This window comes from Streptomyces sp. NBC_00210 (assembly GCF_045160975.1).
Classification (GTDB): Bacteria; Actinomycetota; Actinomycetes; order Streptomycetales; family Streptomycetaceae; genus Streptomyces.
On the sequence record NZ_CP108120.1, the window covers coordinates 3,311,790 to 3,335,834 of the forward strand.

The 24,045-nt window shown below is 67.8% G+C and carries 26 protein-coding genes and 1 pseudogene; 14 read left to right on the plus strand and 13 right to left on the minus strand.

Annotated features, from left to right (window positions below):
- Positions 1-34 precede the first annotated feature (34 nt).
- The 4 genes from OG729_RS14855 (at position 35) to OG729_RS14870 (ending at position 1,609) form a co-directional block, all read left to right on the plus strand.
- Positions 35-547 (plus strand): MarR family transcriptional regulator, encoded by a 513-nt coding sequence (locus OG729_RS14855; protein WP_360878362.1) that lies wholly within the window; start codon positions 35-37, stop codon positions 545-547.
- Between the two features lie 32 nt (positions 548-579).
- Positions 580-1,056: a sigma factor-like helix-turn-helix DNA-binding protein gene (locus OG729_RS14860; RefSeq protein ID WP_405806470.1), complete on the plus strand. Its 477-nt coding sequence runs from the start codon at positions 580-582 to the stop codon at positions 1,054-1,056.
- Between the two features lie 34 nt (positions 1,057-1,090).
- Positions 1,091-1,342 (plus strand): hypothetical protein, encoded by a 252-nt coding sequence (locus OG729_RS14865; protein WP_405806471.1) that lies wholly within the window; start codon positions 1,091-1,093, stop codon positions 1,340-1,342.
- Between the two features lie 75 nt (positions 1,343-1,417).
- Positions 1,418-1,609 carry a DUF1059 domain-containing protein gene (locus OG729_RS14870; protein ID WP_360878353.1) on the plus strand — a complete coding sequence of 64 codons (192 nt, stop codon included), beginning with the start codon at positions 1,418-1,420 and terminating at the stop codon, positions 1,607-1,609.
- 260 nt (positions 1,610-1,869) lie between these two features.
- Here the strand turns inward: OG729_RS14870 and OG729_RS14875 are convergent, their stop codons facing one another.
- A complete protein-coding gene (locus tag OG729_RS14875) occupies positions 1,870-3,024 on the minus strand; it encodes a cystathionine gamma-synthase (protein WP_360878350.1) in 1,155 nt (384 codons plus the stop codon).
- 80 nt (positions 3,025-3,104) lie between these two features.
- Here OG729_RS14875 and OG729_RS14880 point away from each other — a divergent pair, with 80 nt between their 5' ends.
- From OG729_RS14880 to OG729_RS14890, 3 genes are all read left to right on the plus strand, one after another.
- Complete coding sequence (locus OG729_RS14880; RefSeq protein WP_405806473.1) at positions 3,105-4,208, plus strand: hypothetical protein; 1,104 nt, start codon at positions 3,105-3,107, stop codon at positions 4,206-4,208.
- An 88-nt stretch (positions 4,209-4,296) separates the two neighbouring features.
- A complete protein-coding gene (gene msrA, locus OG729_RS14885; RefSeq protein WP_405806475.1) occupies positions 4,297-4,962 on the plus strand; it encodes a peptide-methionine (S)-S-oxide reductase MsrA in 666 nt (221 codons plus the stop codon).
- Positions 4,963-5,086: 124 nt separating this feature from the next.
- Complete coding sequence (locus OG729_RS14890; protein WP_405806476.1) at positions 5,087-5,293, plus strand: hypothetical protein; 207 nt, start codon at positions 5,087-5,089, stop codon at positions 5,291-5,293.
- A gap of 417 nt (positions 5,294-5,710) precedes the next feature.
- On the opposite strand, the gene OG729_RS14895 is transcribed toward OG729_RS14890, so the two are convergent.
- Entirely contained in the window at positions 5,711-6,484 is a 774-nt protein-coding gene (locus OG729_RS14895; protein ID WP_405806478.1) for a polysaccharide deacetylase family protein, read from the minus strand.
- A 92-nt stretch (positions 6,485-6,576) separates the two neighbouring features.
- Complete coding sequence (locus OG729_RS14900) at positions 6,577-6,708, minus strand: hypothetical protein (protein WP_405806479.1); 132 nt, start codon at positions 6,706-6,708, stop codon at positions 6,577-6,579.
- A 588-nt stretch (positions 6,709-7,296) separates the two neighbouring features.
- On the opposite strand from OG729_RS14900, the gene OG729_RS14905 reads away from it, so the two are divergent.
- Complete coding sequence (locus OG729_RS14905) at positions 7,297-7,611, plus strand: hypothetical protein (protein ID WP_405806481.1); 315 nt, start codon at positions 7,297-7,299, stop codon at positions 7,609-7,611.
- A gap of 25 nt (positions 7,612-7,636) precedes the next feature.
- Positions 7,637-7,742, plus strand: a pseudogene (locus tag OG729_RS14910) (peptide-methionine (S)-S-oxide reductase); the annotation flags it as partial.
- Positions 7,743-7,997: 255 nt separating this feature from the next.
- Here OG729_RS14910 and OG729_RS14915 read toward each other — a convergent pair.
- The 7 genes from OG729_RS14915 to OG729_RS14945 all read right to left on the minus strand — a co-directional run bounded on the left by OG729_RS14915 (position 7,998) and on the right by OG729_RS14945 (position 15,612).
- Positions 7,998-8,558 (minus strand): hypothetical protein, encoded by a 561-nt coding sequence (locus tag OG729_RS14915; protein WP_360878334.1) that lies wholly within the window; start codon positions 8,556-8,558, stop codon positions 7,998-8,000.
- Entirely contained in the window at positions 8,558-10,342 is a 1,785-nt protein-coding gene (locus OG729_RS14920) for an alpha/beta hydrolase (protein WP_405806482.1), read from the minus strand. Before OG729_RS14920 ends, OG729_RS14915 begins: the two co-directional genes overlap by 1 nt.
- Complete coding sequence (locus OG729_RS14925) at positions 10,339-10,761, minus strand: hypothetical protein (protein WP_405806484.1); 423 nt, start codon at positions 10,759-10,761, stop codon at positions 10,339-10,341. The genes OG729_RS14920 and OG729_RS14925 overlap by 4 nt, the downstream gene beginning before the upstream one ends.
- A gap of 333 nt (positions 10,762-11,094) precedes the next feature.
- Positions 11,095-12,069, minus strand: coding sequence for a GNAT family N-acetyltransferase (locus tag OG729_RS14930; RefSeq protein ID WP_405806485.1), 975 nt, complete (start codon positions 12,067-12,069; stop codon positions 11,095-11,097).
- 404 nt (positions 12,070-12,473) lie between these two features.
- The gene (locus tag OG729_RS14935; protein ID WP_405806486.1) at positions 12,474-13,061 is read right to left on the minus strand and encodes a helix-turn-helix domain-containing protein; all 588 of its coding nucleotides are present in this window, start codon (positions 13,059-13,061) and stop codon (positions 12,474-12,476) included.
- Entirely contained in the window at positions 12,986-14,350 is a 1,365-nt protein-coding gene (locus OG729_RS14940) for a glutamate decarboxylase (protein ID WP_360878322.1), read from the minus strand. Before OG729_RS14940 ends, OG729_RS14935 begins: the two co-directional genes overlap by 76 nt.
- Before the next feature lie 1,028 nt (positions 14,351-15,378).
- The gene (locus tag OG729_RS14945) at positions 15,379-15,612 is read right to left on the minus strand and encodes a hypothetical protein (RefSeq protein ID WP_405806488.1); all 234 of its coding nucleotides are present in this window, start codon (positions 15,610-15,612) and stop codon (positions 15,379-15,381) included.
- Between the two features lie 989 nt (positions 15,613-16,601).
- On the opposite strand from OG729_RS14945, the gene OG729_RS14950 reads away from it, so the two are divergent.
- Positions 16,602-17,261: a hypothetical protein gene (locus OG729_RS14950; protein ID WP_405806489.1), complete on the plus strand. Its 660-nt coding sequence runs from the start codon at positions 16,602-16,604 to the stop codon at positions 17,259-17,261.
- Positions 17,262-18,379: 1,118 nt separating this feature from the next.
- On the opposite strand, the gene OG729_RS14955 is transcribed toward OG729_RS14950, so the two are convergent.
- Entirely contained in the window at positions 18,380-19,150 is a 771-nt protein-coding gene (locus tag OG729_RS14955; protein WP_405806491.1) for a serine hydrolase, read from the minus strand.
- An 813-nt stretch (positions 19,151-19,963) separates the two neighbouring features.
- Entirely contained in the window at positions 19,964-20,413 is a 450-nt protein-coding gene (locus OG729_RS14960; protein WP_405806492.1) for a hypothetical protein, read from the minus strand.
- A 175-nt stretch (positions 20,414-20,588) separates the two neighbouring features.
- On the opposite strand from OG729_RS14960, the gene OG729_RS14965 reads away from it, so the two are divergent.
- The gene (locus OG729_RS14965) at positions 20,589-21,098 is read left to right on the plus strand and encodes an SRPBCC family protein (RefSeq protein WP_405806494.1); all 510 of its coding nucleotides are present in this window, start codon (positions 20,589-20,591) and stop codon (positions 21,096-21,098) included.
- Between the two features lie 28 nt (positions 21,099-21,126).
- Here OG729_RS14965 and OG729_RS14970 read toward each other — a convergent pair whose 3' ends face one another.
- A complete protein-coding gene (locus OG729_RS14970) occupies positions 21,127-21,537 on the minus strand; it encodes a winged helix-turn-helix transcriptional regulator (RefSeq protein ID WP_405806496.1) in 411 nt (136 codons plus the stop codon).
- A gap of 98 nt (positions 21,538-21,635) precedes the next feature.
- Between OG729_RS14970 and OG729_RS14975 the strand changes: the two genes are divergently transcribed.
- The 3 genes from OG729_RS14975 to OG729_RS14985 all read left to right on the plus strand — a co-directional run bounded on the left by OG729_RS14975 (position 21,636) and on the right by OG729_RS14985 (position 24,043).
- Positions 21,636-22,550, plus strand: coding sequence for an alpha/beta fold hydrolase (locus OG729_RS14975; RefSeq protein WP_405806497.1), 915 nt, complete (start codon positions 21,636-21,638; stop codon positions 22,548-22,550).
- Positions 22,551-22,583: 33 nt separating this feature from the next.
- Positions 22,584-23,597: an alcohol dehydrogenase catalytic domain-containing protein gene (locus OG729_RS14980; protein WP_405811139.1), complete on the plus strand. Its 1,014-nt coding sequence runs from the start codon at positions 22,584-22,586 to the stop codon at positions 23,595-23,597.
- Between the two features lie 83 nt (positions 23,598-23,680).
- On the plus strand, positions 23,681-24,043 hold the full coding sequence (locus tag OG729_RS14985) for a hypothetical protein (protein WP_405806498.1): 363 nt from the start codon (positions 23,681-23,683) through the stop codon (positions 24,041-24,043).
- Positions 24,044-24,045 lie beyond the last annotated feature (2 nt).

A 24,045-nucleotide genomic window follows, 5' to 3' on the forward strand; every position in this document is an offset into this window, starting at 1 on the left:
CCAACCGACCACCGCACGAGAGAGCCCCCTGGCCATGCCCACCTCTCAGGACATGACGACTCATCTCGACCCCGGCCTCCTCGATGCCCTCCAGCACCAGGTTGCCGTCTTCGCACGCCGCGCGGAACAGACCCGGCTCGGCGGGGTCGGCCAGGTCCGCAACTCCATGGACCGTGCCGCATATCTGCTGCTCAACAGGCTCGACAAGGAAGGCCCGATGGGCGTCAAGGCTCTTGCGGCGGGCATGGGCATCGACTCTTCGACCGTCACCCGCCAGGTCGCGCCGCTCGTCGACACCGGCCTGGTCAAGCGCACCTCGCATCCGGAGGACGGCCGCGCCGTCGTACTCCAGCTGTCCCCGCGCGGCCAGGCCAGACTCGAAGAGGTCCGCTCCTCGCGGCGCGAGCTGATGGCCCAGGTGACGGACGGCTGGACGGAGACGGAGCGGGAGTCGTTCTGCACTCTGCTCACCCGTTTCAACACTGCGCTCTCCGCCCGCCAGGCCGGCCTGCCTCCCGTGGACACGGAGACGCCGCCGACCTCTTGACCTGGGTGGCGCATCTGCTCCTATATGAGGACGTGAGCGAGCGGCAGACGGCACAAAGGCGTCGCCGGGCCCGGGAGTTCGAGGCGTTCGTCGCGGGCGCGGCCGGCCGGCTGCTGCACGCCGCCACACTGCTGACCGCCGAGCCGCCCGGCGTCAACCCGCACGCCCAGCAGCTGCTGACCGCCGCGCTTGCCCATACGTACGCGGAGTGGGACCGGCTGCGCGGCGAGGATCCGTACGAACGCACCCGCCAGGAGCTCGCCGCCCGCTTCGCGCGCAGCGCCTGGCGCTACCACCGGGTGCGCGGCGGGGTGCTCGACCGCCTGACCCCGCAGGAGCGGCTGATTCTGGTGCTGCGCCTGTACGAGGGGGTGGCGGAGGAGCAGACGGCGGCGCTGATCGGGCTGCCGGTGGAGCGGGTCCGGGCGATCTGCACCCGCGCGATCGCGGCGATGCGCAGCACGCCGCCGCCGAGGCCGCCGCGCGCTCCGGCGGAGGCGGCGACATGAGCCCCCGCCCGCGGACTCAGGCCGAGGCGGCGACATGAGCCCCCGAGACCGCAAGGAGGACGAGGTCCGCCGGATGCTGGAGACCCGCCATCCACAGGTCCCCGCGGACCTGGCCGCGCGCGCCGCCGCGCAGGGCACCCGGCTGCTGCGCCGCCATCGGGCGGTGCGCCGTGCGGCATGGCTGCTGCTGGCAGCGGCGGCGATCGCGTTCGCGATCTGGGCCGTGCTGGCAGAGCCGTGGGTGACGCCGCCTACGAATACGACGCCTCCACTTGAGGGCTGGTAATCCCGCCCGTATTGCACGATCTGTACAGATTTACCCTGGAGAAGGCGGCGTACAGATCGAGCCGAGGAGATCGTGATGACGAGAAAGATCGCCGACTGCCGCAAGTTCCCGAGTGACATGAACTGCTCGCTGACGATCAGCGGCGAGGAGGAGGAAGTCGTAACGGCCGCGTCGGAGCACGCGGTCTCGGTCCACGGGCACGCGGACAGCCTGGAGCTGCGCTCGCAGATCCGTGAACTCCTTGAGGACGAGAAGGTCAGCGCCTGATGCGCGCCTGACGCTCAGGGCCCGGGGCTTGGCCCTTGGCACTTGGTGGGGCGGGCGTGGGCCGATGACCGGGTGTGCGATGACCGGGTGGGCGTGGCCCGCGACGAGGCAGGCGGCCTCGGTCGACACTCCTACGCCGCAACCGTCGGCCGCAACCGTCGGCCGGCACCGTCGGCTGTGCGCCCGGGCCGGGTCCCTCCGCAGGACCCGGGCCCCGGACCCCAACCCGGCCCTGACGCGGCGAGCCGTCGTCCGTCTCCCTAGCCGAGCGCCTGCTGCAGGTCGGCCAGCAGATCATCCCCGGCCTCGATGCCCACCGACACGCGCACCAGGTCCGCCGGAACCTCCAGGGCGGAGCCCGCCACCGAGGCGTGCGTCATCCGTCCGGGGTGCTCGATCAGCGACTCGACGCCGCCCAGGGACTCACCCAGCGTGAAGAGCTTCGCGCGGTTGCAGACCTCGACCGCGGCCTCCTCCCCACCCGTGACGCGGAACGAGACCATGCCGCCGAAGTGCTTCATCTGCTTCGCGGCGGTCTCGTGGCCCGGGTGGTCCGGCAGGCCCGGGTAGAGGACCTGGGTGACCTTGGGGTGGCGGGTGAGCATCTCGGCGACCCGGGTGGCGTTCTCGCTGTGCCGGTCCATCCGGACGGGCAGCGTCTTGATGCCGCGCAGTACCAGCCATGCGTCGAACGGGCCCGCGACCGCACCCATCGCATTCTGGTGGTATGCCAGTTCCTCGCCGACCGCCGCGTCCGCCGCGATCAGCGCACCGCCGACGACGTCCGAGTGCCCGCCCATGTACTTGGTCAGCGAGTGCACGACGATGTCCGCGCCGAGCGCGATCGGCTGCTGGAGGTAGGGGCTCGCGAAGGTGTTGTCCACGACGAGCCGCGCGCCCGCGCCCCGGGCGATCTCAGCGACGGCGGCGATGTCGGTGATGCCGAGGAGCGGGTTGGACGGGGTCTCGACCCAGATGACCTTGGTCTTCGGGGTGAGGGCGGCCCGTACCGACGCCGGGTCGGAGGTGTTGGCGACCGACCATTCGACGCCCCAGCGCGAGACAACCTTGGCGAAGAGGCGGAAGGTGCCGCCGTACGCGTCGTTCGGAATCACCACGTGATCGCCGGGCTCGAGCAGCGTACGCAGCAGGCAGTCCTCCGCCGCGAGTCCGGACGCGAAGGCGAGCCCGCGACGGCCGCCCTCCAGCGCCGCGAGGTTCTCCTCGAGCGCGGTACGCGTCGGGTTGGCGCTGCGGCTGTACTCATAGCCGCCGCGCAGTCCGCCCACACCGTCCTGCTTGTAGGTGGACACCTGGTAGATGGGCGGGACGACCGCGCCGGTCAGCGGGTCGGCGGTGTTGCCCGCGTGGATGGCGCGGGTTTCGAAGCTGTGCAGGTTGTGGTGATCGCTCATGAGCCCGAGCGTAGTCCCGAGCCGGGCTTCCGCGCGGACCGGCCCGAAGCCCCTCCGGTGCGGTCCGGGACAATGGATTCATGGAGATTCTCTGGTTCCTGATCGCGCTGTGCATGCTGACAGCCGTCATCGGTCCTTTTGTACTGCGCCGACGTTCGGGCATCCACCTGGTCGCGCCGGGCTCGCCCGATGCCGCCGACCCGGACACGTACGGATTCCTGCGCCAGGAGGAGCAGGACATCCGGCTCCCGGGACCTGACCAGGACCTCCTCGACGTACTCGACGTCGTCCAGCGCACCCAGGACTGGCGGGCCGCCTCGCAGCTGCTCGCGGGCACCTCGCGGGAGGGCGAGGTGCGCTGGCAGCGCGTACAGGCCTTCGCCGGGGCCGCATCGCTGGAGCTCCAGCAGCAACCGGGAGTCGGCGGCGCGTGGCTGCGCGCCTGGCGGCTGGACTCCCCCAAGGACGCGGGCGGCGCGGCCGTCTTCGCCGAGTTCCTTGTGCAGCAGGCATGGCGTTCCTCCGCGGCAGGGACCGACGACTTCCGGATCATCCTGGAGGAGGCGCGTGCGGCCTGCGGCGAGGCGGCACTGCTCGCGCCCGGCGACCCGATTCCGTACATCGTGGAACTCGCCGTCGCGCGCGGCCTCGGCTACTCGCACGAGCAGTTCGACCAGGTGTGGGCGAAGATCATCGACCGCGCGCCGGAGCACATGGGCGCGTACCTGGCCGCGCTGCACTACTGGTGCGAGAAGTGGCACGGCTCGCGCGAGGAGGCCGACCACTTCGCGACGACGGCCGCGGCCCGCGCCCCGCAGGGCTCACTGCTCGCCGCGCTGCCGCTCTTCGCGGTGTACGAGCATCTGCCCGAGGTCAACCTGGTACAGGGCTTCTACCGCAGCGCGGTGGTGACGAAGGCGATGGAGGGCGCCCTCTTCGCGGTCCACGCGGCCCGCCCGGACGACCCGATGCTGGCGCATGTACGCCATCTGCTGATCCTCTTCCTGGTCCGCTCGGAACGCTGGGCCGAGGCGATGAACCAGCTGGTCCACGTGGACGGCCACGTCGGCGCGCTGCCGTGGACCATGAGCGAGGACCCGGCGGCGACGTACACGATCCACCGGAACCTCGCGGTCGCGGGCTACGAGGCGAACGGCGGCAGCCCGGCGACGCTGCCGCACTGAGCCGGGCGCTGTCCGGGCGGAGGCCGACGGAATCCTGGACCGCCCCCGGACGTTGTGCTGAAGGCATCGACCACCTGAGGAGCCCCGCATGTTCCTGTCCCGCCGCACCCCCGAGCTCCCCACCCCCGACCAGGCCCTGCGCGGCCGCCCGACCCCCGAATTCACCGTCCCCGACCGCCACACGGTCCTGGGCAACCCGCTGCTGGGCCCGTACCCGGAAGGCCTGGAGGTGGCGGACTTCGGCCTGGGCTGCTTCTGGGGCGCGGAGCGCAAGTTCTGGCAGACGGACGGCGTCTGGACGACGCTGGTCGGCTACCAGGGCGGCTACACCGAGAACCCGTCGTACGAGGAGGTCTGCTCGGGCCTGACGGGCCACACGGAGGCGGTGCGGGTCGTATTCGACCCGAAGATCGTCTCGTACGAGTCGCTGCTGAAGCTGTTCTGGGAGTCCCACAACCCGACGCAGGGCTTCAGGCAGGGCAACGACGTGGGCACGCAGTACCGCTCGGCGATCTACACCCACTCGGACTCCCAGGCCGCGGCGGCACAGGCTTCGCGGGAGGCGTATCAGGGGGTCCTGACGGGCTCGGGGTACGGGACGATCACGACGGAGCTGCTGCCGGCGGAGGGGCGCCCGTTCTTCCCTGCCGAGGGATACCACCAGCAGTACTTGGACAAGAACCCGGCGGGGTACTGCGGTATCGGCGGGACGGGCGTCTCCTGCCCGATCGGCGTCGCGAAGGCGGACGGCTGAGCCCCTCTCGCAGCAGGCGACGGCGACGTTGAAGGCGCTGCTGACCGGCTCGGATCCGGTGAGCAGTGCCCTGCGCGCTCAGATTCCGCATACGCAGGTGGCGGACAGGTGCGGTTGCGGCCGTGTGACGGTCGACCTGGCGGTGGACCGCGCCGCAGCGCCGCCAGCTCCGACGCGCGGCAATCCGGCTGCGGATGCCTGGTACGCCGTGCCGGAGGACGCCGGGGTCATGGTCTTCGCGAAGGACGGATATCTCTCGCTCTTGGAGATCTACTCGGCGTCCAGCGAGCCGATCACTGCATGGCCGGAGCCTCGCTTCGCCGAGCGCTGAGCAGCCGACAGCGCAGCGAGAACCCCCACCCTGGTCAAGCGAGAGCAGTCACCCCGGTTTCCGACGGGCGGCTCCAGGTGGCCATCCGACTCCAACATCATCGGGACGAAGGTCGGCGGCTGGCCCGCCTGGACGCAGCCTGCCGAGTGGCCGGACTGCGAGAGCGGACACTGTATGGACCACCTTCTGACCATCACCGGCGACATTCAGTTGGGCGACTGCGGTGGCGTCTACTTCTTCCATTGCCGCCAGTGCCCATGCCTCCCGTGGGACTGGCGCTTCGACTGCCACTGACCGTGGTCGTGCACCCTGTAGGGCACGCTGTGGGCTCGACGCCGCTGAGCTGCCCGGCGCCGGGCTGCGGGTGGCGCTCGCGGCGGGGCCGGGACCTCGAACGCTAGGACCGACCAGGGCCGCTCAACGCACCGGGAAGCCGCAGGAGTAGCCCTGCTCCTTGAGCCAGGGGAGGATCCGGCGCAGGGCCTCGACGGTCTGGGAACGGTCGCCTCCCGCGTCGTGGAAGAGGAGCGTCGGCCCGTTGTGCAGCTCTCGCTCGACGGTGGCGACGATGGCGTCCGTGCCCGGTCGTTCGAAGTCCTTGGTGTCCACGTTCCAGCCCAGCGGGCGCATCCCCCGGGAGGCGGCGAGCTTGCGGCTGTGAGGGGTGAAGGCCCCGCCGGGCGCCCGGTAGTACATCGGCCGTACTCCTCCTGACGCCTCGGTGATCAGGCGTTCGGCGTCGCGTATCTGCTGCGACTGGTAGGCCTGGGACTTCTTGTCCATGGTGGTGTCGTGCGACAACGAGTGGTTGCACAGCCGGTGCCCGGCCGCGACCACCTGCTTCACGAGGTCCGGATGGGCCTGCGCCTGCATCCCCACCATGCAGAACGTGGCCTTCACCCCGTACTCCCGCAGCACGTCCAGCACTTGAGGGGTCCACACAGGGTCGGGGCCGTCGTCGATGGTGATGTTGACGCCGCGCGTCCCCTTGTCCGAGGCGTGCGCGATGGTCACCGCGACCTGCTTGACGTCACTGCCCGGCGTCGCCGACGCGGCCGCCTTGGGCGACGAGCCGCCCACGGTACCGGCCTGCGCCGTCCACACCGAGGCACCGGTGGCGAGCACCGTCACCCCGAGCGCCGCCCCGACCAGCTTGCCGTACCAGCCCCGCCCACCACCGTGCCGTGCCATGTCCGCCCCGCTTTCGCCCAGTCCCTCGCCGATCCCCGGTCACATTGCGACCACCCGGCAGGACGAAGGGCGGCGGCCATGGGATGCGTCCGTTACCGATCACGGACAATCTCGGGGAAGTTCGCGGACAACTCGGCCGGCAGCGGCCAGAACCGGGCCAGTTGGCCCGTTCTCAGGGCGGCGGCCATGGTGCGGGTGTCGTTCCACTCAGCCTCCCCGGACATCCCCGACAACGAAGCACCGCGTTGGTGGACAGTCCAGCGCCTGGCGGAAGGCCAATGAACGCGACACTCACCCTCGACCGGCGCGGCTTTGGCTCCCCAGCAACAAAGCGGGGCTATGACACCAGCAGTACCTTTCGAGCTGTACGTGAGGCAAAGGCCCTTGAGGCGAAGCGACTCGACTACAGCCTCGGGCATCGCATCAGCGGCGCAAATTTCCGGACGACGCCGAGACTGCCGCCTATCTCGCGGCGGCAGCCCTATGTGGCCCCCGACCGGGGCATCCTGAGAACAGCATGCTGTGACACGGTGCGGCGGTCTCGCTCACCAGGGTCCAACCAGGCAACGAGTGTGGCACTCAGAATCGACGGAACAGAGGTCTAACGTCAGGAGCGAGCCATGGGTGAGGCGTGGACAATGGGCAGCACACTGGCAGCACTCCTGGTCGCGGTCGCGGCATTCCTTGTCCCACATCGCAGGGCGCTCAAGGCAGAACGGGAAGCCGCAGCCGTACAGGCACGCTCGGCCGCGGGCCGTGCATCCCTGGTCACGGCTTCAACCTCCTGGTCTAGTAGCACAACCATTGACGTAATGATCACCAACGGTGCACCAACCGCGATCGCCGATGTGGACCTGCTCAGTGTGCGCGCAGCAGCGGCAGATCCAGAAGCAACCTGGCGCCTCAATCCGAACATCTCGCATAACACTGCAGAGGCGTGCATCTTGCAGCCTGGAGAATCTCTGACGTCGCGTGTACAACTGCTCGTTGCAGGGGGCGTACCACTTTCACCCACGCCGGGCATGAGGCTTGTGATCACCTTCGGTTTCCGCGACGCGGATGGCCAGTGGTGGAAGCGGGACATCGGCCACCCCCCGCAGCGCTGCGAGACGCGTCCGGTCGCCTGACTTGGGTCAAGGAAGCAACGGTGCAAGCGAGCTGGGCCACCAGCAGTACTTGAACAAGAACCCGGCGGGTGCTGCGGTATGGCGGGACGGGCGTCTCCTGCCCGATCGGCGTCACGCCCGCCGAAGGCTGATCACATAGCGGCTGGTCCCGCATCCACACTTTCGTCTGCAGCATGTGGCGGAACATGGCGAGGTTGCCGAGCCGCAGCGCGGTGTCGGGGTGGTCGGGCCCCAGGGCGGGCCGCCAAGCGGGGCCGACCATTGTGCACCGGATCGGCCGGCCCCAGCCTTGCCCGAACGCCGCCCCGGAAGCACGTCCCGCGCCCGAAGCCGGAGGGAAAACGCGTGAACCATCGGTGAGCTGTAGTTCAGCGGGAGCGGTTGACTCAGTAGACCCCGTTGAGATCCGTGCCCTCGGGTGCCTTGTAGCAGCCGGAGACCACATTCACCAGGATCAGAGGCTGTTCCGCGGACGAGCCGCCGATGTGTAGTTCTGCGTTGACCGAGAAGCGTTCCTTCTCTGAGTCCGCCGTCAGTTCCAGGGTCTTGGCTGCGCTCTTGTTCGGGCCGTACTCGACAATCTTCCAGCCCTGCTTGGGAAGGTTCTCCTTGAGGCGCTGGAAGCCCTGTTTCAGCTGTTCGTCCGAGACGCCGTAGAGCGACCACGGGTGGCGGGAGAGGAAGAGGTGCTCCGGGTCCTCCTCGCAGGTGGAGATGCCCGGTCCAGGTTCTGTCGTCTTCGCTTGCTTGAGGCCGATCATGTCGAAGATCTGGCTGGAGACGGACTTGGTCTTCGCCCGGGCGTCTTCGACGGCGAGCGTGGTGGGTGTGTAGCCGAGATCGTCCATGTCTTTCGAGCATCCCGTCGCAATGGTCGCCAGGGCGAGCGCGGAGGTGAGGGCGCCGACCGCGCGCCGCGCGCCGCCCCTGCTGCTGATGCGTGTCACTAATCGTCCTCTTCCACGCGGTTGTAGTTGCCGACGACGACGGCAGCCTGGTTCTTCAGGCTCTGCGAGCCACGATTCCAATAGTCGCTGTGCCCGCTGGTATCGACGTCCATGCGGTGTGCACCGAACGCCTCGTCGGAGGGCACCGTCTGGACGTACCCCGCGTTGAAAGGGATGCCGTTCCAGGTCTCGACGCCCCACTTGTAGCCGCCGAGCCCGGCAACCTTGCCGCCTGCCGGTACCGGGTCGTTCCAGGCGGCCTCGGACCATACGTGGCCCTTGGGCGCGTCGAGGTCGTCCGCGTCACCAACCATCATGCCGGGGCTGCCCGCTACCACGATGTCGTCGGCGGAGAGGTCGCCCTTGTTGGAGGCGTCGCCGACGACCGTGGAGCCGTAGCTGTGGCCGATGACGGTTGTGTGGCTCTTGTCGGCGCCGCCCTGGGCTGTCTCCAGGCCGTCCATGAAGTTGTTGAGCTTCGGTGAGCCGTTGTACGCCCAGTCCTTCTCCATCGCCTCGGGGACGATGCTCTGCGGGGCGTCGTAGCCGAGCCAGGTGATGGTCGACGTGGTCTCGCCCGGGGCCGCGGCGTTGCTCGCTCGCCACAGCTCGGTCATCCGGTTGATGTCCCCGCCGATGCTCTCCAGTTTGGAGGTCGTGCCCGGGACGTACACGGCCGTGTTGGTCGCCGTGTCCGGGTTGCCATTGGCGATGATCGCGCGGCCGGTGCCCTTCTCGTCGAAGCCGAGAAGGAACGCCTGGGGGAGCTTCTCGGAGGGCGGGGCGTCGAATCGCTTCTGGATCGCGTCCATGCCCGCCAATTTTGCGACGTACGGGGCGCGCTTTTCGGACCATTCGGTCCAGGCCGGGTTTCTGTAAGTGCGACCGTGGCTGGGGTGCTTGAGGTACTTTTCCGGTTCCGGGCCGATTGCGTTGAGGTCCAGTTGGGTCTGGGCGCGGGTTTCGGCCAGGACCATGCGGTTGGCGTCATCCCGGACGGCGGAGGGGATGCCGTCAAGGGCGCCTATGGAGGCCGGGTACATGGTGGCGTACTCGTCTCGCTCTTCCTGCGACAACTTGTTCCACCACGCGGCATTCTCGGTCGGGGACTTGCCCTTCGGGATCTCCGATTCCTCGCGGTACCTGGACGCCTTCTGCAGGTCCTTGGTGTCGTTGGCGGCATCGGCGAACATCGCGTCGGTGATGTCGAGGCCCTTGACCCCGTCCGGGATCTTGAGTTTGCGCAGGACGCCCGCGTACCGGCCGTCGATCTCGTTGGCTTCCCGGAGCGCCGCAGCTATGTCCTCGGCGATCTGCTCGGCCAGGGCCTTGTTGGCGTCGCCGCCGCCTTCGGCCTTGCCGGGGAGGAGCGGGATGGGGGCTCCGGGGTTGGCGGTGCCCGTCCCCGAGGCAGGCACTATGAGGGAAGAGACGGGATACTCGACGGAGCCGTCGGGCTTCACCGTGAAGGTCTTGGGGGCATCCGCCAGCGCATCCTTGAGCTTCTTTTGCGGGCCGGCGAGTTCGGCGGCGAGTCCGTTCAGGGCGGTACGGATCAGTCCGCACTCGGTGTGGATGTACTGGTAGTTGCGACTGAGCCGGGTCAGGTCGCCGATGGCGGCGTCAGCGGTCTTGCCCTTCTGGGTCTCGCGGAGCTTGCCGAGCATCTCGTTGTCGACACGGTCCTTGGCGGAATTGGCGCGGCTGGAGACCTTGCCCCACCCGTCCGCCGCGTCCTGGTACTCCTTGAGATTGAGCTTCTCCAGCTGCTGCCAGGTGATCACTTCGGTGCCCCGGTCCTGCCCTCGAACTTCTTCCGGGTCGCGATCTCCCGCTCGCCGAACTCCTTGCCCGCGCTCTTGAGAGAGCCCTCGAGGCGCTGACACTCGTCGCGTACGGCGGTGAGACGCACCTTCCAGGAACCGAGGACCTCGTCCATCGCCTTGGTGCTGTCCAGGCCCTCGGTGTTCTTCGCCTCGACCTTGGCGGCAGTCTCCAGGTCGGTCAGCGCGGAGGCAGAGGAGGTGTGCAGCGCGTCGGCGACGCCGGAGGCCGTAGTCCAGGGGCCGCCGCTGGCCTTGAGATCGGGAGCGCCGTTGTCGCGCCAGCCGCCGGGCGCATCGGCCGAGGCCAGGGCCATTGAAGTGCCGGAGCTAGGGCTGTCGTTGCCGAACAGCTCTCCCCATTTCTCGTTGAGCGCCATGCGCCCTCCCCCGTGGTAAGCGGACAAATACTCTCGCGAACCTAACGGACAGGACTGGTTCCGTCGAACACGGCGGAGTAAGCCACTCCTTGTGATGGGTGAGGACGATGCGATGGGGGTGACTACCGGCAGCCAGCTCCAGTACCGCCACGACGTCCTCGACGGCTGCCTCACCGGCACCGGCCTCCGACGCCAGCCACCATGACGTCACGCATTCAAGGTCAGTAGGAACGGTGACGGGCGGTCAGCGGCAGGTCGTTCAGCGTGGAGTCCTGGTGTCAGTCGTCTCCTGACGGCATCGGGTCTTCCCCGAAGCCGAGTATGGCGGTGGACTCAGCGCCAGTCGTCGATCACGTAGGCGTCTGGGTGGCTGTAGCCAGGTTCGTTGGGCTTGTGCATGGTCACGCCTTGCAGCCAGGTACGGAAACCACGGTCGACCATGCGCCGGTAGGCATCCTGGCGGGCCAGGTTCATTCCGGCGTCCAGTTGCCCCAGTCCCTTCTCGGTGGCCAGCTGCTCGCACGCATTCAGCAGTCGTTCGAACCGGTCCGCGGCGTCCGGGCCAGGGCGTACGGCGCCGAATTTGACGAAGCACACGTCCTCACCGGCCTCCGACCCCGCTCCGCAGTGGCAGACAGCCAGACCGTCGAGGTCGGAGTCGGCGCCCTCGAGGAGGACGGTGTCACCGAGCCCCTGCGCCTGTGTGGCCATGATCTCGCGCTCCAAGCTCAGGCCCTCGTACACGGCCCCCGTCAGTGCGCGACTGAGGCTCAGTGCGTCGGGCCGCTCAGCGGCGGTCAGCTCGCCGTACAGCACTCGGCCGGGGACTGCGGCACTGACGGCGACCTGTTTCTTCATGATGGCTGTAAGGAATCGGGGCCAGAAACCGTACCGGCGGTAGAGCTCGAGGTGCTTGGGACTGTGCGAGAAGGTGAACAGGCCGAGGTGGCGGTTCTCCCAGGTGTCGAAGCAGGCCATGACCGGTTCCATGAGGCGCCTGCCGATGCCCTTGTCCCACAGATCCGGACGTACGGTCAGCGGGCCGAAGAACCCGACGCTGCCCCAGTTGGCGGCGAAGTTCGATCCGACGACCTCGCCCTCGACTGTCGCTGCGAAGGCCGCGTGTGGATCTGCCGCCCAGCGGGTGCGGACATAGTCGGCGGTCCCGAAGAACGTCTCCGGCTCAGGAGCCCCGAGGAAGGTCCCGAAGGCGACCCTGAAGATCTCGTCGGCCCGATCCAGGTCCGGCTCAACCAGCGGGCGGACCGACACCGGGGCGGCGACACTCGTTCGCTTCGCTGCGGGCATGATCGCTCTCCTTTCCGCCCCCAGTTCCATCGCACCACGGACGTGCGCCGCGGGCGAAGCGACAGGTCCGGCGGTACCTCAAGGATCGAGCGGCCGCGTTCCCCGACAACCGGGCGGCCGTCTTCCTGCCGATCGACGACCCGCTGGGCCGCGGTCCGCCGGGGGCCTCCGAGGAGCCGGAGGAGCGCCGACTGTGCCTGCTCTACCGCCTCGCCCCGCCATGGTTATCACCGCCGTCGACAAGTTCGCCCAGCGAACTATTTGGAGCCCGTCACCGTTCCTACGGACCTTGAATGCGTGATGTCGTCATGGTGGCTGGTGTCGGAGGCCGGTGCCGGTGAGGCAGCCGTCGAGGACGTCGTGGCGGTACTGGAGCTGGCGGAGGCCGCGTCGGACGGCAGTGATCAAGTCATCGGGGTCGGCGAAGGCACGATTGGCCACGGTGGTGCGTCGCGGGACGGACCAGATGCCCTCGACCGGGTTGAGGTCGGGTGCATAGGACCTTCCAGGAGAAGCTTCTGCGCCCATCGGGCCGGGCGTCCGGGCAGGGCCGGTAGATCAGCCGCGAGGACTCGCCGGCCTTGTACCAGGCCAGGGCGGCCACCCCTTGCACGGTGTAGCTCCTGTGAAAGCGGCGCCCGATCAGCGTCTTGATCCGCGACAGGGTCCACGTCTGGTCCGGCCACCCGTGCCACCGGCCCCTTGGCCGGCTCACGCTCCAGCACGGCGAACAGTTCGTCGCTGAGCAGCGCCAGCGATGCCGGGCCCTTCGAGGCCAGGGCTCTCGGCCCGTCCTGCGACCAAGCCTTGCGCCAACGCTGTACCGACCGGACGCTGACCCGCAGGTCGTGAGCGATGACCGTGTTCTCGTCGCCCTGCCGGAACCGCTCGGCCGCCTCCAGGGGGCGGCGGGGCGTCAGTAGCCGGTACCGCGCTTGACCTGGGCCCGCTCGATCCCGTGAGTCGCACCCTTGTCGTCCAAAGTGCGACACGCGTCGACAATGTCCTGGCTCAGGCGGTCGATCTGCTCGCGGCTCAGGGTCTCCTTGACCAGGGCACGCATGATCTTCACCCGCTCCGCGTTGGGCGGGAGGGTGTACGCCGGCACCATCCAGCCGCGCTCGGCCGAGAGCTGCCAGGCGACGTCCGACTCGTCGTAGGGGTGCTTGCCGGCGAGACGGAAAGCGACCAAGGGCAACTGCTCAAGGTCGCTGCCGATCACTTCGAAGCGGCCGCTGCTACGCAGGTTGTCCGCCAACGCATGGGCGTTCTCCTGCATCACCTTCATGACGTAGGTGTAGCCCTGGCGACCGAGCCGCACGAAGTTGTAGTACTGCGCGAGCACCATCGACGCGCCGGTGGAGAAGTTCAGCGTGAACGTCGCGTCGGTCTTGCCCAAATAGTTCTCGTAGAACACGAGGTTCTTGGCCAGGTCGGACTCCTCACGGAAGACCAGCCAGCCGATGCCGGGGTAAACCAGGCCGTACTTGTGTCCCGAGACATTGATCGAACGGACCTGCTCGAGCCGGAAGTCCCATTTCGAGTCCGGGTAGAGGAAGGGCCACACGAATGCGCCGCTGGCGCCGTCGACGTGGATCGGGATGTCGAGGTCCCGCTCTTTACGGACGTCTCGCAGGAGCTTGTCGATCCCGACGACGTCGTCCTTGTGGCCGGTGAACGTGGTGCCGAGGACGGCGACGACGCCGATTGTGTTCTCGTCGAGATGGGGCTCCACGTCCTCCGGGCCGATCGTGTACTTGCCCTCTGCAAGCGGCACGATCCGCGGCTCGACGTCGAAGTAGCGGCAGAACTTTTCCCACACGACGTGGACGTCCCCGCCGAAAATCAAGTTGGGCCGATCGATCGACAGGTTTGCCGCCTGACGGCGCTCGCGCCACTTCCACTTCAGCGACAGCGCGCCGAGCATGATCGCCTCGGACGAGCCCTGGGTCCGACATCCGGTCGTCCTGCCGGGCGCGTGGAAGAGATCGGCGAGCATGCGCACGCAACGCTGCTCGATCTCGGCGGAAATGGGGTACTCCGCGTGGTCGATAAAATTGCGGTGGAGGTTCTCGGCAATGAGCCGTTGCGCCTCCGGCTCCATCCAAGTAGTGACAAACGTGGCCAGGTTGCGTTGCGGGTCGCCCTCCATGGCGAGATCCACATCCACGAGCCTCATTGCGTCCGTCGCGGCCATGCCTTCCTCGGGGAAAGTCTCCGAGGGAGCGGGCTCGGTCAAAAATCGGTTGCCGAACAGGGCCGCGTCGTCGCGCTTAGTCATACGACGATTCAAGCAGTGCCGGAGTTGGCCTCTGGGAGGGACACGCCGAGGCGAATAGCGAGGTTTCGATCATGGATGTGGCCGCCTGTCACCGCACTTGGAGCACGAATTTCGCCAGGAAGAAACACGTGAAGGCAGCAGAGATCGGGAGCAAGCGCGAGGGCTAAGAGCTTAGGGGACATCCTCCAGATTCACCGTGCGTCATCCGTCCTCCCGTCGTTCTGGACCTCGACTGCTCGGCTCTGCCTGGGGCGAAGGTGGTCGGGATGGGAGCCCACAACTCTCACCGGATCCGCCGGCACTCGCGAACGACGCCGCTGACAGCCCCTCAATGCTGTTGCAATCCACCATCGTTGATGTCAGCTGTGGATGCCAGATCGCCGGTCGTCCAATCCGGCGGTTGCACCGGTACCGCCCGCGCTCCGGAAAGCTGGCAGAGGCACACGCATACGCCTCCCGGGTGGGCGAAGCATCGGATGTGCTGTGGCTGTCGTTCGGTCCGACCAACGTGAGGGTTCACGCCGTGTCGGCCCATGTCGAAATGGGCGAATTCGGCGAAGCACTGGCTCGACGCACACCCGACACCTCGATCACCTCGCCGCCTGGGTGGGGCTGTAGGACTCTCACACCTGGCCCCCGACTTTCACTGAACTGTGAAAGTCGGGGGCTTTGTGTGTCGCCAGCATGGTTGAACAGCCGGTTTACCGATCACCGGAACCCGAGGTGGGCGACACGCAGGCGAAAGAGCCGCCACTGGTGCGGCGTTGGACTCTCCATCCGGCAAACGTGAAAGGAGCGCGTGCCGAGTTACAGAAGGCGCTGGCCAATTGGTGCCTCAACGCGGTCGAGGGCACGGCACTGGTGGTGCTGTCCGAGCTGGTCACCAATGCGGTTCGGCATGCAGACGTTCCGCCGGGGCGGGAGAAGCGCAACCCCAACGGCGCGGGCACGCGAGCTGAGAAGCTCAATGTGACGGCCTGCCGGGTGGATCGGCAGGCCGTCACAGAATCCATCGGGCCAGGGCTCTTCTACGGCGCTTGCCACTCCGCCTGGAGCTGCGGAGCTACGACGGCCCCTCCATTAGATGCGGAGAGAGAGGTGGCGGGGCTTCCGCTGTTCTGGAAGACCGTGAGGGAGATCACGTCACCGGCATTCAGCTCAAGAATCGTGGACACCTCCTGCGAAATTCCAGGAGCGCTCCCGGTGTCTGCGGTGTCCTGCTCGTCGTAGGCCTGGAGAACGCCGTTGACGTAGATGCCCATTTGACGGCTCCCCGGAGCCGGAGTGATGGACCAGAGAAGCCTTGCCTTGAGGAGGTAGCGCCCGGGGGTGGTGACCACCAGACTGTCGGACGTGTCATCGAACATCGCGTCCGTGTCGTAGGCGGCGGCATTGAAAGTGATCTGAGTCGCGGCGCTGCTCGGGATGGCCTGGTTCGCTGTGGCGAAGATACTCGCGCCGACATTCTCCGTGGGCCCGGTTGCCCCGGTTGCCCCGGTCGCCCCGGTCGGACCCGTCGGACCCGTCGCCCCGGTCGGACCCGTGGTGCCTGTCGGTCCCGTGGCGCCTGTCGGACCAGCGGGACCCGTCGGTCCCGTCGCGCCGGTCGGACCCGTCGCGCCTGTCGGACCAGCGGGACCGGTCGGACCCGTCGCCCCCCTGCAGTGGCCCCTGTCGCCGAGGATCGACCCGCCCTCGCACCCATCGTCTCCGCCGCCCGGACCGCTCGACGCGTTCACGCCTTCGCCCATGCTCTGAGCCGCGACCGCGACCGGACTGACAACCCCGGCCGCAAGGACCAGCGCGAGGGAGACGATCGTGCCGCGTGCCTTCCACTTGCCTCGACGTGGCACGGGCCCCAGCGGGGACCTTGTCCTGTTGTCTGAACTCATGGACTTACTCCCTGTTTCAGTCGATTTGACGGAACCCAGGGCTGAGCTTGACCGGTGCGCAGTCGATCGATCCTCCCCACTCGACAAGAACGCGCTGATTGTCAGCAGATCGGAGTAATCGACATATCCGGAGGGGTATTTTTCGTCTTCTTCGCGTCCCCAATTAGGCCGCGGGCTGATGGCGGGTCTCCACTTCGTCGTGTCTCGAGTCATCACGTCACACCGTCCGTGCCCCGTGACGGCCTTGTCCCGGCTCTGTGACACCAGGAGTCCCAGTGCTGCGGTGCGACGAGGCCGTTGCTACGGTCCCGCTTCGGGGTGCGGCCGATTGGGCCGCCTGTGAACAGGGGGACGTCCAGATGAATGCCAATCGCCTCAGACCCGTTGTCCTCGCGCTCGCCGCCGTCGCGCTGACCGCAGTGCTCACCGGGTGCAGGGAGGACGGGTCTGCCGCCGGGGCGGACGCGGCGCCGAGCGCGGGAGCCAAGGCCACTCCGTCGCCAAGCACGACTGCCGGGGAGCCCGACGCGATGCCGAGCGCGGGAGCCACGGCCCCCTCGTCGCCCGTTTCGGGCGGTAGCGGCACGCCCACTGGCAAGCCAGACGCCAAGCACACCGGATCAGCCGCGACCAGCGCGCCCGCCCCTGACTGTGCCAGCGAGCCGCCGAGCCCGGACCGGGTCGACCCCGACGAGATCGCCGTCTACCGAGTTGAGGAACTCGACGGCAGCACCGGGAAGGTGAACCTGGTCATTGAGCACGGTGCCTGGGGATGCCCGGGGAAGGACACTGACGGCGCGCCCTTCGTCGTCACAGGCGAGCACAGCCGCTGGGCTCTCGACCAGGCCGCGTATGTCACCGCCACCAACCCCATCACCGACAGCAGTGAGAACCAGCGGATCGGCGTGCAGGAACTGATCGACTGGATCAATGCGCACCCCGACTCCGGCCTGGTGTTCAGGTATGAGACCGGCGAGGACGGCGCCATCCACCGCCTGGAGCAGGTCTTCACGCCGTAGTCAGTGCGGAGCCCTGTTGGTCTCCGCACTGGCTGTACCCGTACGCCAAGAGCAACGCACAAGACCGACCTGCACCATCTGTTCGGGTATTGGTGGGGCCCTGCGGGGCCGGCGGCCCTGGGTGGCGGAGATGTCATGCTCATAGGGGACGCCCCGCGCGGTCTGTAAATCTGCCGATGCACGGCCGCTGGTGCTCCCCCAGATGCAGATGTCAAAGTCCCCGGACCAAGATCGGTCCGGGGTCTTTTCGCTGGTGCCCCCGGCAGGATTCGAACCTGCGACACCCGCTTTAGGAGGGTGGTGGGGCGAGTTGGGGCTTACCTGGGGCATGTCGACTTCGACAGGCACGGGCTGCACGCACTGTCGGCGACCCGTGCTACGACTGATCCACCGTGGCGCTCGATCGCATGGCCTGGGCCGCCGCGCGGCGCGTGCGACGGCGTCAGTCGGCAGCAAGTGCGGGCACCGTGCACCTTCGCTGTCGAGCATGCAGACGCCCCCGGGACCACGCTCGTGGTCACCACCAACCAGCCGCACGCCAGCAACTGGTTCGGGCGCCAGGCCAAGTCCGTGCTGCCATGCGACGTTGCTCACGCCGTCGAACTCGCTCTCCGCCAGGGTGGACCCCCACGGCCCAGGGCCCCCCGTTTCACCTGGACCGGTCCGCCGGCTTCACGCCCCCACCCTGAGCCGAGTGGTTGACCGACAGTGTCGCCGGGCTGACGCAGCACTGAAGCATCTGGAGAAGCAGGGGGAGAAGCTCCAGCAGGACATGAAGGCGGAGCGCGACGCGGGCCAAGCGGTTCGTCTGTTGGAAGAGGTTGATGGCCCGCTCAGAGCCCATCTCCAAGCGGCCCTCATTCTGAAGTTCTCCGGCGCGCAGCTGCCCGAGCTGGACAGTGTCCTGAAGTGGGCAGCCCCGTTGCCGCAGCCGCAGACCTCAAATGGAGCGGTACCGCATCCACAGCCGCAGAGCCCGGCGCCACAACGCTGAGCACGTCATTGTGTGGTCTCTGCCGCCGGCATGGCCGTGGCGCGCCGCGGGTGCGGCCCGGATCGACCCAGCGTTCAACGGACTTGGGGTCCACCCGGCTGTTTCCACCTCCCACCCAGCCCCGTCACTGGATCTGATGGCCGGTAGCCCGGGGAGTTTGGTCCGGGTACAGGTCATGGTGGATGGCCTTTGCCACGCCCTCGACCGTAGCCATGCCGTAGTCCCACCCCACCTCCGGCGATTCGCCTTCAGGGACCCTGTTGTTCTCGGTGAGGACCACGAGGCCATAGTCGTAGGCATGGCCGGTGAACGCGCTCATGCTGTTGACCTTCCAATCTCCCCGGTCCCAGGGGTCCTTGAGCCGCGCCTGGGAACGCTGCAGCCACCCGTTCTTGACCTGTACGGCAGCGTCCGACGGAGCCCCGGCGGGCGTTCCCCACCGCTGGTCCTCCTGCACGTCACGCATAAGGCCCAGGATGTAGGTGCGCTCTTCGGCGTTCAGGACCGTGTTGTCCTTGGCGGTGAGCAGCTCAAGCAGTTTGGCCTGGTCCCTTGCGGTGACCTGAGTCAGGCCCATGTAGCCGGCTTCGTCGAGCTTGGTGTTCTTCATTCCGGCCTTGTCCAGGAAATTCTGGATGGTTTTGGGGCCCAGGCTGTCCCACAAGGCGTACGTAGCCTCGTTGTCCGAGTTCACGATCATCTGACTGGCCAGGTACTGCTCATCCTCGGACAGATCAACACCTCTGTCCAGGAGCAGAGCCCCCAAAATTATCGGCTTGACCATGCTCGCAGAATCGTAGTGTTTGTCCGCGCCGTACGTGCAGGAGGTATGGGTGGTTCGGTCATACAGCACCACCGAGGCTTGACTGGCGCGATTTTCGAGCGACTTCACCATGTCTCGAGTGAGAGAATTTGCCAGTCCGGGATTTTCGGACGCGCACTCAATTGGGCCGCCACTGAGCCGCTTGGATGTGAACTTTATGTTCCGTGTCTCATGGGTTGCCGTAGAAGCAGGAGCGACGGCCGAAGTGGAGACCCCAACGACAACTACCCCTAAAGCCACCTTTGAAGCCATCTTGCCGAGTGCCAATTCATTCCCCTTCTGCATTTCTGGCCCACCAGTGTGGACACGGCAGCAGATCCGGCCCGATTTGATCCACAGCAAGGTTCGGTAAGTAACTGTCTGGTAATTCGGTGTAGCTCGGCGCCTATGGACTGACGTTACAAGGACGGAATGGGCCCGACCTGTCGGGTAAGCCGATAGGCCTATCGGTCGGCCTCTATGGCAGCCGATGAGGTGAAACCAGGTCCTCCGGTTGGGCCCGGGCCCGGTTTGGCGTGCGGGAGAAGGCTTCTCACTCGCTCGCTACGCGGCTGACTGGTTCGTCGGGGCACCGCCAGTCAGGCTCCGCGGTGGGTCAGTTACGCGGCACCAGGACGGTCTGCGCCCGCGGTGCCGCTCCGGCGGAGGGCTTTCCAGCAAGGTGCGGACGACGACGTACCGACTGCGGCGTGCCTCCTGGGGTATCGCAATCGGCCTGACGGCCGAAGCGAGCCACACCCGGGAGCCACCAGCGGGTGGCGATCACGAAGGTCACAGTCCATCGAGTCCTGTTTCCCCTCACGGACTTCCAGCCCGAGGGCCTCGCCGCAGCGGTACTCGAGTGGGCCGAGAAGTGACGCGGCGCCCGTGGAGGACCCCAGGTACTCAGGCCGGTGACTTCGCAGATGGCTCCGCCTCCGCGGTGCCACTCGCCGCGGACGCCCCGGAGCGCCGCGTGTGCCGCACAGCCACCACCACGTTCCGCACCCCGACAATGAGGCAGAACAGACCGGTGGCGGCCGGGAGCAGCCAGGCTCCGGTTCGGTGTTCGACTGCCACTGTCGCCGAGGGACCGTCGACTGTGGCAGCAACCGGCTCGGTCGGCTTTTCGTCGAAGACGGTCTCGACGTCCACCTGCGCGATCCGGAAGGAACCGTCCTCAGCCTCGAAGGATCCGGTGCACAGCAAACCGTCGTCGCCGTGCCGGGACTCCGAGATCTCGCAACGCTCGGCCCGGAAATGTCCGGGCACACCCGTCAGTCGTGTCTCCAACCGCATCAAGCCGCCGCCGAGCAAGAAGACACCGGCACCCAGGGCCACCACAGTGACCAGCACCCGTCTCGGACCTATTCGTCCCATCCCCGCCCCATCCCCCAAAACCCGTGTATTCAGTCGGCGGGAAGCGTAGCGCCCGGCTCGGCGGTAGCCGACCGGGCCCCCCGGTCGGCCGAGTGTGGCAGCGCGGTGGCCGACGGCGCATGCTCGAGGGAGAACCACGTGGAGGTGCGCGATGACACTGTCCGAGATCACCGAGAGCGTGCATGTGGACGCCACTCCCGACGAGGTGTGGTCGGTCGTCACGGACGTACGGCGGCATCCGGAATTCGCCGGGCCGAAGAGCATCACCAAAGGGATCGAGTTCGACGGTCCGCTGGAGATCGGGGTCCGCTGGATGGCGCACGAGAAGTTCGGGCCCACGAAATTCGATGCCCCGTCCGAGGTCACGAAGGTGGAACTCGGCCATGACTTCGCCTGGGTGTCCTTCCTGCCCATGAAGGAGGAGAAGCGGGGCACGGGCGGCCGCGCCTACTGGGACTACCACCTGGAGCCCGAGAACGGCGGTACCAGGCTCTCGCACCACATGCGGGTGGAGGAGCCGGCCAAGGGTGCGATGTCGATGAAGGCCATGTACAAGGTCCTGAACCTGCCGAAGAAGCAGCGGGCGGCCATCCTCACCTCGCTGGGCAACATCAAGGAAGCCACCGAACACGAACATCCGCATGGCACCGGCATGGCCTGAGGCCTTCGCCGTCCCATGGACGCCCCGCTCAGCCGTCGGCCGCGGCGTGTTCCTCACTGAGTTCGTTGGCCCGGTCGATTTCCGCCATGTGCTCCTCTGCCCATGCCCGGACCGTGGCGAGCGCCACCTCCAACGACAGTCCGAGCTCGGTGAGTTGGTAATGCACGCGCGGCGGAACGGTCGGCTCCACCCGGCGGGTGATCAGCCCGTCACGGGTCAGGCTCCGCAGCGTCACTGAGAGCATCTTCTGCGAGACGCCGGGCATCCTGCGCTGGAGCTCGGCAAAGCGCACCTCGTCAGGGGCAGCCTGGGCCAGCACTTTGACGGCCATCGACGTCCACTTCGTACCGATCCGGTCCAGCAGCTGACGGGTCGGGCACTGCGGGTCGAACAGATCACCGCGCGTGCTGCCGGAGGCAGGCCCGGCCTGGGAAGTCACCTCGAGCTCACCACCTGTGGGGAAAGTACGGTCTTGGCGCCTCCACCGTAGTTTCCTAGCGTTTCCTTGTCACCATTGGTAACTGCCTAGGAGGCGCCATGTCCGGCCCCGCATCCCTGTCCTCAGAAGGTCGCCCCGCAGAAGGTCGCCCCGCAGAACGTCGCCCCGCCGCGGTCGAGCTGCGCCGTATCGCGACCAACGGCGTTGAGCTCAACGTGGCGATCGCCGGTGACGGACCCGCCGTGCTGCTGCTGCACGGATTCCCCCACACCTGGCAGGTCTGGGGCGAAGTCATCGGCCGGCTGGCCGGGCGGCACCGGGTCATCGCACCGGACATGCGGGGGTTCGGCGCCAGCACCCGGGCGACGGACGGCTACGACGCCGGCAGCCTCGCCACCGACGCCGAAGGCCTCCTGGACGCACTCGGCGAGACCTCCGCAGCGGTGGTGGGCATCGATGCGGGCTCCCCGCCGGCCTTTCTGCTCGCCATGCGGCGGCCCGGCCTCGTCCGGCGGCTGGTCGTCATGGAGTCGCTGCTGGGCAGGCTGCCCGGGGCCGAGGTGTTCCTTGCCGACGGAGCGCCTTGGTGGTTCGGCTTCCACGCCGTGCCGGGCCTCGCGGAGTCCGTTCTGAGCGGTCACGAAGCGGAGTACGTCAGCTGGTTCCTCGACTCCGGGACCCGCGGCCGGGGCGTGCGCCCCGATATTCTCGACGCCTTCGTCAGCGCCTATACGGGTACCGAGGCTCTGCGCTGCGCCTTCTCGTACTACCGCGCCCTGCACACCAGCGCCCGGCAGATCCGTGATGCGGTCGAATCGGCCCGGCTCACGGTTCCCACCATGGCGATCGGCGCCCACCCCGTCGGGGCCGCACTCGAAAAGCAGCTGCGGCCCGTCACCGACGATCTCGTCGGTCATATCGTCGAGGACTGTGGCCACATCATCCCGCTGGACCGCCCCGAGGCCCTGCTCGGTCTGTTGGAGCCGTTCCTCATGGCGGACCGGGGTGCATGACCGAAGGAGACTGAGAACGCCGTGGACAGGACGATGCGGGCAGTTGTGCTCGACAAGCCGGGGCCTGTGGACCAGCTGCACATTCGCCGGCTCCCGATCCCCGAGCCGCCCCGGGGCTGGGTGCGGATCAAGATCGAGGCGTTCGGCCTCAACCGCTCCGAGCTGCACACCCGCCTCGGCCTGGCCGAAGGGGTGACCTTCCCCCGTGTCCTCGGCATCGAGGCCACCGGAACCATCGACGCCGACCCGGACGGCGAACTGCGTCCCGGACAGCAGGTCGTGGCCATGATGGGCGGCATGGGCCGTACCTTCGACGGCGGCTACGCCGAGTACACCGTGGTGCCGCGCTCCCAGGTGATTCCCTTCCGCTCCGGACTGCCCTGGGAGACCCTCGGCGCAGTCCCGGAGACGCTGCAGACCGCGTACGGGTCGCTGACCACGGGCCTGGACCTGCGACCGGGCCAGTCGCTGCTGATCCGGGGCGGAACCTCCGCGCTCGGCCTGGCCGCCGCGACCCTGGCCAGGGAAATCGGGGCGACCGTCCTGGCCACCACCCGCAGCGCGAGCCGCACCGGCGCCCTCGCCGACCACGGCATCGACCACCCGCTTGTCGACGACGGCAGCATCGCCGCCCAGGTGCGCGAGATCGTCCCCGGGGGCGTCCACGGGGCCCTCGAGCTCGTCGGCACGCCCACGCTGCCCGACACCCTGGCCGCCACTCGCGTCCACGGCACCGTCTGTTTCACCGGGATGCTGTCCAACCAGTGGATCGTGCCGAACTTCTACCCGATCGGCTACATCCCGACGGGCGTACGGCTCACCGGCTACTCGGGCGACGCCGCCGACCTGCCCGTCGGCGTACTCCAGCGCCACCTCGACCGCATCGCCGGCGGAGACACGCCGCTCGGCCCCACCCATGTGTACGCACTGGACGAGATCAGGACGGCCCACGAGGATCTCGAGCAGGGCCATCACTTCGGCAAACTCGTCGTCCGCCTCGGCGCGGTGGAGGGGAGTGGTCGGTCAACGGCTGGGCGTACAGCCTGAATCTGAACGACGGCGGTTCCACGAAGCACTGCTGACACGGAGCTCGAGGGGCGCCCCCAGGGCGTCTCAGGAATGATCGCCGCATGGTCGAGAACCAACCCACTTCCGCACCCGAAATCGCCATCACCGCACCACTGTTGGTCGTCGTCGGTCTGCTCGCCACCGTCGGCTACTTCGGCGCCGACGACGCGCACATGTCCGCGCAGTGGGCCGCGTGCCACGACCTGCCGGTCAGCCGGCAGATGTACGTCACGGCATACGGCGGACTGGCGTGCGCCCTCGTCGCACTGTTCCTCTCCGACCGGCTCGTGCGGCGCGCCGGGGCAGTGACCTGGGTCGTGGGTCTGAGCGCGGTGGCCGCGGCCGCGCTGCTGCTGGTGCACGGATTCATCGTGTACTGGCTGTACCAGCCCGACCCCGGCGGCGTGATCAGCTGTGCGGGATGAGG

Excerpts from the sequence above, each read along its gene's own strand:
- OG729_RS14855 (WP_360878362.1), top strand. The coding sequence starts at position 35 with ATGCCCACCTCTCAGGACATGACGACTCATCTCGACCCCGGCCTCCTC.
- OG729_RS14865 (WP_405806471.1), top strand. The coding sequence starts at position 1,091 with ATGAGCCCCCGAGACCGCAAGGAGGACGAGGTCCGCCGGATGCTGGAG.
- OG729_RS14870 (WP_360878353.1), top strand. The coding sequence starts at position 1,418 with ATGACGAGAAAGATCGCCGACTGCCGCAAGTTCCCGAGTGACATGAAC.
- OG729_RS14875 (WP_360878350.1), bottom strand. The coding sequence starts at position 3,024 with ATGAGCGATCACCACAACCTGCACAGCTTCGAAACCCGCGCCATCCAC.
- OG729_RS14880 (WP_405806473.1), top strand. The coding sequence starts at position 3,105 with ATGGAGATTCTCTGGTTCCTGATCGCGCTGTGCATGCTGACAGCCGTC.
- msrA (WP_405806475.1), top strand. The coding sequence starts at position 4,297 with ATGTTCCTGTCCCGCCGCACCCCCGAGCTCCCCACCCCCGACCAGGCC.
- OG729_RS14895 (WP_405806478.1), bottom strand. The coding sequence starts at position 6,484 with ATGGCACGGCACGGTGGTGGGCGGGGCTGGTACGGCAAGCTGGTCGGG.
- OG729_RS14900 (WP_405806479.1), bottom strand. The coding sequence starts at position 6,708 with ATGTCCGGGGAGGCTGAGTGGAACGACACCCGCACCATGGCCGCCGCC.
- OG729_RS14905 (WP_405806481.1), top strand. The coding sequence starts at position 7,297 with ATGATCACCAACGGTGCACCAACCGCGATCGCCGATGTGGACCTGCTC.
- OG729_RS14925 (WP_405806484.1), bottom strand. The coding sequence starts at position 10,761 with ATGGCGCTCAACGAGAAATGGGGAGAGCTGTTCGGCAACGACAGCCCT.
- OG729_RS14930 (WP_405806485.1), bottom strand. The coding sequence starts at position 12,069 with ATGCCCGCAGCGAAGCGAACGAGTGTCGCCGCCCCGGTGTCGGTCCGC.
- OG729_RS14940 (WP_360878322.1), bottom strand. The coding sequence starts at position 14,350 with ATGACTAAGCGCGACGACGCGGCCCTGTTCGGCAACCGATTTTTGACC.
- OG729_RS14945 (WP_405806488.1), bottom strand. The coding sequence starts at position 15,612 with ATGGGCATCTACGTCAACGGCGTTCTCCAGGCCTACGACGAGCAGGAC.
- OG729_RS14950 (WP_405806489.1), top strand. The coding sequence starts at position 16,602 with ATGAATGCCAATCGCCTCAGACCCGTTGTCCTCGCGCTCGCCGCCGTC.
- OG729_RS14955 (WP_405806491.1), bottom strand. The coding sequence starts at position 19,150 with ATGGTGAAGTCGCTCGAAAATCGCGCCAGTCAAGCCTCGGTGGTGCTG.
- OG729_RS14965 (WP_405806494.1), top strand. The coding sequence starts at position 20,589 with ATGACACTGTCCGAGATCACCGAGAGCGTGCATGTGGACGCCACTCCC.
- OG729_RS14975 (WP_405806497.1), top strand. The coding sequence starts at position 21,636 with ATGTCCGGCCCCGCATCCCTGTCCTCAGAAGGTCGCCCCGCAGAAGGT.
- OG729_RS14980 (WP_405811139.1), top strand. The coding sequence starts at position 22,584 with ATGCGGGCAGTTGTGCTCGACAAGCCGGGGCCTGTGGACCAGCTGCAC.
- OG729_RS14985 (WP_405806498.1), top strand. The coding sequence starts at position 23,681 with ATGGTCGAGAACCAACCCACTTCCGCACCCGAAATCGCCATCACCGCA.